6 protein-coding genes are annotated in these 7,816 nt (G+C 61.1%); 2 read left to right on the top strand and 4 right to left on the bottom strand.

All coding sequences use genetic code 11. From position 1 onward, the window contains the following. Positions 1-108: 108 nt before the first annotated feature. Positions 109-720, bottom strand: coding sequence for a hypothetical protein (locus ABWV42_RS18165; RefSeq protein WP_353341400.1), 612 nt, complete (start codon positions 718-720; stop codon positions 109-111). Positions 721-853: 133 nt separating this feature from the next. Here ABWV42_RS18165 and ABWV42_RS18160 point away from each other — a divergent pair, with 133 nt between their 5' ends. Then, positions 854-2,212: a cytochrome P450 gene (locus ABWV42_RS18160; RefSeq protein WP_353341399.1), complete on the top strand. Its 1,359-nt coding sequence runs from the start codon at positions 854-856 to the stop codon at positions 2,210-2,212. A 4-nt stretch (positions 2,213-2,216) separates the two neighbouring features. On the opposite strand, the gene ABWV42_RS18155 is transcribed toward ABWV42_RS18160, so the two are convergent. From ABWV42_RS18155 to parC, 3 genes are all read right to left on the bottom strand, one after another. Continuing rightward, positions 2,217-3,347, bottom strand: coding sequence for a M48 family metallopeptidase (locus ABWV42_RS18155; RefSeq protein ID WP_353341398.1), 1,131 nt, complete (start codon positions 3,345-3,347; stop codon positions 2,217-2,219). After that, the gene (locus tag ABWV42_RS18150) at positions 3,344-4,630 is read right to left on the bottom strand and encodes a DUF898 family protein (RefSeq protein WP_353341397.1); all 1,287 of its coding nucleotides are present in this window, start codon (positions 4,628-4,630) and stop codon (positions 3,344-3,346) included. The genes ABWV42_RS18155 and ABWV42_RS18150 overlap by 4 nt, the downstream gene beginning before the upstream one ends. Positions 4,631-4,699: 69 nt before the next feature. Further along, entirely contained in the window at positions 4,700-7,045 is a 2,346-nt protein-coding gene (gene parC / locus ABWV42_RS18145) for a DNA topoisomerase IV subunit A (RefSeq protein WP_353341396.1), read from the bottom strand. A 443-nt stretch (positions 7,046-7,488) separates the two neighbouring features. Here parC and ABWV42_RS18140 point away from each other — a divergent pair, with 443 nt between their 5' ends. Next, positions 7,489-7,788: an SH3 domain-containing protein gene (locus ABWV42_RS18140; protein ID WP_353341395.1), complete on the top strand. Its 300-nt coding sequence runs from the start codon at positions 7,489-7,491 to the stop codon at positions 7,786-7,788. Positions 7,789-7,816 lie beyond the last annotated feature (28 nt).

Here is a 7,816-nt window from a genome sequence, read left to right as displayed (position 1 = left end):
CGAGGCGCCTTCTAGTTAAGAAATCTGGAAAGGGCCGTGATTGGCCCAAATTGGTCTACCGCGCGCGACATATTGGGTTGCGCGACAAAAATCAAGCGTGTCTTGGAACTATTGCCCCATCAGCTCCTGACGGCCCTTGTCATCCTTGTTGTCCTGCCAGCAGGCAGCCAGTTCTTCGGCTGTCGGATCGTCGCGCAAACAGGCCCTGTTTTCATGCAGCCAGGCCTCGATCGCGGCGGCGGCATTCTGGGAAAGATTGGCCATTTGCTCTTCTGCGGTCATGGTCAGACCAGAGCCGACGATGCTGGCACCGGTCAAGGTTTCCAGCACGATGATCTCCTTGGCTTCGTCATTGAACTTGCCACCAGCGCGGTCGTCCCATGCGGTCACGGTGATAATCAGCGCGGATTTCGGGGCCAGGAGAATCGGGATACCGGTCTGGGCCAGTACATAGCCGGACACGTTGATTCCCAGATGCACCTGACGCGTACCCTCATAGCGGCCCAAACGCGTCTCGACCGCATTCTTGACCGAGGCGATCCAGTCTTCCTTGGAGGCTTCGCGCGACAGCGGGCCTTTGCCGAGGTCAGGCGCGACGACAATGTTGTGGCCAAGCGTGAAATCGCCAAGATCCAGCTTTTCAGATGTCACGGGATCCTGCGGCGCCCCGCAGGCGGCAAGGGTCAGGGCAGCCAAAAGAACGGCCAGAAATCGCACCATTTGCGGGTCACTCCTCGAATTTCCTCTTTATGCGGCATAGCCGATGCAGGGGTGTCACGCAATCGGGCAGAGGGCCATCAGCATTTGCCCGCCTGCCGGTGGCGGCCTATGTTCGAAGGGGAAGGAGCCCACGATGTCCGCGACCCAGCCTGCCCTGCCCGCCCATGTTCCCCTTGCCACCGAACCGCTTGGCATCATGGGGTCGCTCAAGGCGGCGCGCAGCAACCTTCTGAGCATCCTGCCGGAGCTGGCCGTGCGTCAGCCAATGGTGTCGGGACGCACCGGCATCCGCTGGCACATGGTGATGGAGCCGGGCGCGATCCGGCGCATCCTGCTGGAAGAGGTCGACAACTACCCCAAGTCGAACGCCACCAAGAACATCCTGCGCCCCGCCATCGGAGACAGCCTGTTCATCGCCGAAGACGCGCACTGGCGCTGGCAACGACGGACGGCGGCACCGGTTTTTTCACATCGCAATGTCATGGCGCTGGCCCCAATCATGTCAGCCGCCGCCCAGCGCAGTGCCGATCGCCTTGGGGCCACGGGGGATCACGCTGTCGACCTGCTAGAAGAGATGGTCCGCACCACCTTTGACGTGATCTCGGACGTTACCTTTTCCGGCGAGGGCACATTCGACAGTGCGGCGGTACATCGCGCGATTGATGGCTATATCGCGGCGGCGGGCAAGGTTTCGATTCTCGATATGCTGGGCATGCCGGACTGGCTGCCGCGTCCATCGCGGTTCCGCTCTGGTCCGGTGGTGAAACAGATGCGGCACGTCGCGGACGAGGCCATCGAGGCCCGTATGCAGCGGGGGCAAGGCGACATTCCCGATCTGCTTGACCTGTTGCTGGCGGGCGAAGACCCCGAAACGAAACGGCGGATGAACACTTCAGAGCTGCGTGACAACCTTCTGACCTTCATCGTGGCCGGACATGAAACCACGGCGCTGACCCTGGCCTGGGCGCTTTACCTCTGTGCTTTCGATCAGGACGTGCAAGAGCGGGCGCGGCGGGAAATCGACGAGGTTGTCACAGGAGAGATGGTCACAGGCGAGGACGCCCAGAACCTGCCCTTCCTGCGGTGCATCGTGGACGAAGCCCTGCGCCTTTATCCGCCGGCGGGAATCATCTCGCGGACCGCGCAGAAGACGGACATGCTCTGCGCGCGCGATGTCCACCCCGGCGATACCGTGATGATCCCGATCTACGCGTTGCACCGGCACAAGCAGCTTTGGGAGGAACCGGATGCCTTTCGGCCCGACCGTTTTGCCGATCGCAAGGCAATAGATCGCTATGCCTATCTGCCGTTTGGCGACGGTCCGCGCATCTGTATCGGGGCCAGCTTTGCCATTCAGGAGGCGGTGATCATCCTTGCGACATTGCTTCGTCGGTTCCGGTTCAACCTTGTTCCCGGGCGTCCGCCGTCGCCCGTCATGATCCTGACATTGCGGCCGGACACGGGCGTGTGGCTAACGCTGGATCCCGTCTGAGGCCCTAGTTGCAGATACCTTGCAGGTCCTTCCATGCCTCGGCAGTCAGGATCGGCTTGGCCACGAACCCCTCGGGCGTTGCGTGATCCGCGGCTTCGATGCGTTCCGCCATGCGCGGGTGCGAAATGAAATGCGCCTGTATCCCGTCGGTATCGCCGTATTTCGCCTTGAGCCGTTTGAACATCGCCCCGAGTGCGGCGGGCTCGACCTCGGCTTTTGCAAGCACGTCATGGGCAAAGGCATCCGCCGCCACTTCGGCGCCCTGACTATACTGCGCTTCTATCAACTGCTCGGTCAGGAACAGCACAAGCGCCCCGCCTGCGAAATCCCCAAACAAAAGACCCAGCACACCAATTGAGCCAGCAGAGCGCAGGGCATGGCGGGTCGGATCGCGCGAGACCACGTGGCCGATTTCATGGGCAAAGACAGCGGCCACCTCTTCGGGCGCTTCCGCCTCGTCGATCAAGCCACGCATAAAGACGACATGGCCACCGGGCAGGGCGAAGGCGTTGACCATCTTGTGATCCAGTACCGTCACTGTGAGCGGCACGGGCAGGTCGGTATGGTCACTCAGGCGCGCCTGCATTTGGTTCAGCGCAACAAGGCCATCCGCATTGGTGCAGGTCTTCACCGAGATCGCCTCGGACCCCAGGGCGGATTTGATCTGTTCAAGCGTGGCATCGCCCAGCGCCTTTTCTCCCGCTGGCGGAATGAAGTTGGCAAGCTGGTTGGCCATGATCGGCACAAGGACAAAGATGATCAGCGCAACAGAGGCCAGCGCCGCCACCGCCCATTTCGCCAGCCTTGCGCGGGGCGCATCGGCGATGCGTTTGTGAAGGGCGGGAAACCCTTGCGCCAGGACGCGGTCATTGGTCAGCACACGGGCTGTCGGATCAGAGGCCGCGCGCAGGACAAGACCCTGCCGCCCCGCCTGATCCGGCACCAGCCGCACATCCGACAGGTGCCAGTCGACAACCTGCCCTCTGCCGCGGATTTCAAGCACGTCACGCATTGGATTGATCGTCAGGGCCACCTCATGCGCGGTGGCATCTTCGCCGGTGAAAAACAGCCCGTTTACCTGTTGGCCTTCTGCGGTTTTGCCAACCCGGATCACGGTCGGAATGGTCGACGTCATATCGCGGCCCCCACATCAAGCGCCTCGGCAAAGCCTTCGGCCTCTTCGAACTCGTCCCGCGGACGCTGCGAGATCGCGCCGATCTGGCCGGGATCAATCACCGTCAGGGTTTCGGCATAGTGTTTCCAGAGCGGCATGGTGATGAAAGCATGTGCCATCGCGGTCCAGATCAGGAAGATGGCAAAATATGTGGCCACGCCAGCCACCGCAAAGGCCCCTTCACCGATCTTCGCCAATGCCTCGACGCTGGCCCCGATTTCGCTAAAGATCCCCGCCGCAATGGCCGCGGCGAGGAAGAACCCGCCTAGGAATAATGAGGCAGCAAAGCCGCTCAGGAAATAGCCTCCGACATAGATCCAGAACACGCGCCATGGTCGGGGCTGGGCGCGGAACACGATGTCACCGGCGCGCTTGGCATTGGTCAGGATTTCCCAGCTTTTGACCCGGTAGTAGACGATTCCAAAGGCAAACCAGACACCGCAGGCTGCGGTCCCGAGAAACAACGCGGGATTGGCGTAGGCCCCTGCGATCGCGCAGATGCCCCCGACAATGGTGGGCAGAAGAACGTGGCGCACTGCCGGAAACAGCATCTGCCAGCGCCCCTCCTGTTCAAGCCGGACATCCCCGTACCAGGTGCGGTCCGTCTTGTATTTCTCAAGCCAGAAGGTCATGCGCGGCCACAGGATACCTGCCGTCACAAGGGTCAGCCCCCAATGCACCAGGGCCCGCCAGGCATAGCCCCAAGCGCCGGGTTCCAGACCGAAGCGGATGCCGCGCCAGCGGGTGCGGGCGAGGACGTAGCGGCGGGCGCGGTAGGTGGCGTAGAACCAGAGCGGGACGACGCCGACGAAACTTAGCAGATAGGCTGCGAAATTGTCCTGAAAGAAGGAATAGCTCAGGAACATCAGCAACAGGTTCACGATGCCGATATAGAAGGCGAGGATCACCACGGCGATCAGGAAACCCAGAAGCTTTTCAAAGGGATCGCCGACATATTCCCCCGGCACACCGCCAACACGCACCGCGGACCAGTACCAGCGGCGCATGCGGGTTTTCATCCAGAAACGGTAGATCCCAAGCGTCAGCACGGTGAAGATCGAGGTCTTCAGGGCAAGGCCGAAGATGCGCCCGCGACGCCCGATAAAGTCGCCCTGCAACCCTTCGACATCCGGCAAATCCTGCTGTCTGTTTTGCGTCGGTATTACGTCGGTATCGCGGAGGTGCGAGTCTGCGCCGCCCTGTTGCCACGGGCCGCCGTTGATAGGCCTGTCTGAACTGCTCAAATGGATCACCAGAAATGAGAAACCGCCCCCGACAATGGGGACGGTTTGTTTGTAACATCGAAAATCGCGTCAGGTGAACTTGTGATTTCGCGGAAAGCCGTAGGGCGGCTTCTTGCCCACACCTGCCCGCTTGCCAAGCCATTCTGTCATGTCCGGCTCATGACGTGTCTTGCCGCCGCCCATTTCCCAGCTGAGACCCTCGTCCCAGTTGAAGGTTGTGAGGTCGGACAGGCCGCCATCAAGTTCAAGCGTCCCCTGACGCCCGCGCGCCATGTTGTATTTCTGGATACGCACTCCCTTGCCGCGGCCCATTTCGGGCAGCTCGGACACCGGGAAGACAAGGAACTTGCCGTTCTCGGACACAACGGCCACGTGGTCGCCCTTGATCGGATGACAGATCTTGGCGCGGGCGTCGTCCTTGACGTTCAACACCTGCTTACCGGTCCGGGTTTGGGCGATGATGTCCTTTTCGGCCACCACGAAACCGTCGCCCGCCGACGAGGCCACCAATAGCTTGCCTTCGGGGTCGTGGATGAAGATATCGAGAATCTCGGCCTCGTTCGGCAAATCCACCATCAGGCGCAGGGGTTCGCCCATGCCACGCCCACCCGGCAGGTTCGCGGCGCTGACCGTGTAGAAGCGGCCGTTGCTTGCGAAAACCAGAAGGCGGTCCGTGGTTTCGGCGTGGAAGATGAAACAGGGGCCGTCGCCGTCCTTGAATTTCAGCTCGCGGGTCAGGTCGATATGGCCCGACATGGCACGGACCCAGCCCATCTGCGAACAGACAACCGTGATCGGTTCCTTGTCGATCATCGCCTCGATCGGCACCTCTTCGATTTCTCCGGCTTCGGCAAACTGGGTGCGGCGGGCGCCGCCGTCATGGTTCTTGCCGAACTTGAGCTTGGCCTCTTTCAGTTGATCCGCGATGCGCCCCCATTGCAGATCATCGCTGGCCAGAAGGTCTTCGAGACCCGCGCGCTCTTCCATGAGAGCATCACGTTCGCGGATCAGTTCCAGCTCTTCCAGACGGCGCAAGCTGCGCAGGCGCATGTTGAGGATGGCTTCGGCCTGAACTTCCGACAGTTCCCCTTCCCCTTCCGGTGCGGGCAGCGGCGAGCGGTAATCCTCTTCAGAGGTGGCGCGCACATGATCAATGCCCCAGTTTTCGGCCATCAGGGCCTGTTTGGGCGCATCGTCATAGCGGATGATGTCGATCACGCGATCGAGGTTCAGGAAGGCAATGATAAAGCCTTCGAGCACCTCGAGACGGTGGTCGATCTTGTCCATCCGGTGTTTCGAGCGGCGCTGGAGCACTTCGCGACGGAAATCGAGGAAGGCGCGCAGCACCTCTTTCATCGAACAGACCTTCGGGGTCACGCCGTCGATGAGCACGTTCATGTTGAGCGAGAACCGCACCTCGAGATCGCTGCTGCGGAACATCATACCCATCAGCACTTCGGGATCGACGTTCTTGGAGCGCGGCTCGAGGATCACCCGGATGTCGTCTGCCGATTCATCGCGGATGTCGGCAAGGATCGGCACCTTCTTGGTCTGGATCAGCTCTGCGATCTTCTCGATCAGCTTGGATTTCTGAACCTGGTAGGGAATCTCGGTAACGACGATCTGCCACTGGCCGCGTCCAAGGTCTTCGACCTCCCATTTACAGCGCAGGCGGAAACCGCCCTTACCCGTGCGATAGGCCTGGGCGATGGTATCCTTGGGTTCGACAATAACGCCGCCGGTCGGGAAATCCGGCCCCGGCACATAGTTGAGCAGCGTGTCGTCGCGGGCATCCGGCGTCTTGATCAGATGCAGGCAGGCATCACACAGTTCCGAGATGTTGTGCGGCGGGATGTTGGTGGCCATGCCGACCGCGATGCCGCTTGCGCCATTGGCAAGGAGATTCGGAAACTCTGCCGGGAGAACAACAGGTTCGGTCAGGCGGCCGTCATAGTTGTCACGATAATCGACTGCGTTCTCTTCGAGCCCCTGCAACATGGCCTCGGCGATAAAGGTCATGCGCGCCTCGGTGTAGCGCGAGGCCGCCGGGTTATCGCCGTCGATGTTGCCAAAGTTGCCCTGACCGTCGACCAGCGGGTAACGGACGTTGAAATCCTGCGCGAGACGGGCCATCGCATCATAGATGGCGGCGTCGCCGTGCGGGTGGAAATCACCCATCGTATCGCCGGAAATCTTGGCCGATTTCAGGAACTTGCCATTGGCCGCCAGCTTGAGGCGGTTCATGGCATAGAGGATGCGGCGGTGGACGGGCTTCAGACCATCGCGCGCATCCGGAAGAGCGCGGTGCATGATGGTGCTGAGGGCATAGGTCAGGTAACGATCTCCGATCGCACGGCGCAGCGTTTCCGTTACTTCGCTTGTCGGGATTTCGTCGTCATCGATCAAATCTGTCATGCTCCCGGTGTAGCCCCAAGATCACAGGCGCTCAAGCAACAGGGGGGAAAATCGCCGGATTTTTTCCATGACGCAAAGCGCGTCAACCTGTCAGGTTTTGTGGAAATTCACAGTCTGTAGTAAACTTGGTCCCAGTGACCCTCCGGGGAAAATTCATCATGACTCGTTTTGTATTACTGAGCTTTGCATTCCTGGGCTGGGCCTTTTACGAGGTCAGCGGTGGTTCCGATTTTGAACCACAGACACCCGGCCGCCTTATGGTGGCCGAGGCCGCAACAACTCAGCCTGCCCCCGAGACGGCGGAGACGACGGCGCCGATAGTGACCGCCGCACTGCTGACGACCGAAGAGACTGTGACGCAATCTCCCGCTTCTCTGGATGTGCCGACTACCAGGCGCGATACAGGTCCGGCAGAAGTGCGGCCGGCGTTGGTCTCTATGCCCATGCCCACACCGGCCACGGAGCGTGTCCGGATCGGTCCGTCACCTTCGGCCCCAACCGAAGCCACCCTTGGCACGTCCGCCATCGAGCAGGAGCAGGTTGCGGATCTCCGTAGCGTGCGCGGCAGCCGGGTGAACATGCGGTCCGGTCCGGGCACGAGCTATGGTGTCATCGGAAGCCTTGTGCGAGGAGATCGCGTCGAGGTGCTGCGTGATCCCGGCAGTGGCTGGGTCAAGCTCAAGGTGGAAGAGACCGGCCGAATCGGCTGGATGTCGGCACGGCTGCTTACCAAGGCGGAATAACCCTACAGGATTGCTTTTGCGCGCGGCC

Source organism: Pelagimonas sp. KU-00592-HH (assembly GCF_040369695.1).
In the GTDB taxonomy this organism is placed as follows: domain Bacteria; phylum Pseudomonadota; class Alphaproteobacteria; order Rhodobacterales; family Rhodobacteraceae; genus Shimia.
The sequence above is the reverse complement of the archived record's forward strand: the minus strand, read 5'-3'. Positions and strand labels throughout refer to the sequence as shown.

What these genes read in the sequence shown, in the direction of transcription:
- ABWV42_RS18160 (WP_353341399.1), top strand. Translation starts at nt 854, where the DNA reads ATGTCCGCGACCCAGCCTGCCCTGCCCGCCCATGTTCCCCTTGCCACC.
- ABWV42_RS18165 (WP_353341400.1), bottom strand. Translation starts at nt 720, where the DNA reads ATGGTGCGATTTCTGGCCGTTCTTTTGGCTGCCCTGACCCTTGCCGCC.
- ABWV42_RS18155 (WP_353341398.1), bottom strand. Translation starts at nt 3,347, where the DNA reads ATGACGTCGACCATTCCGACCGTGATCCGGGTTGGCAAAACCGCAGAA.
- ABWV42_RS18140 (WP_353341395.1), top strand. Translation starts at nt 7,489, where the DNA reads ATGCCCACACCGGCCACGGAGCGTGTCCGGATCGGTCCGTCACCTTCG.
- parC (WP_353341396.1), bottom strand. Translation starts at nt 7,045, where the DNA reads ATGACAGATTTGATCGATGACGACGAAATCCCGACAAGCGAAGTAACG.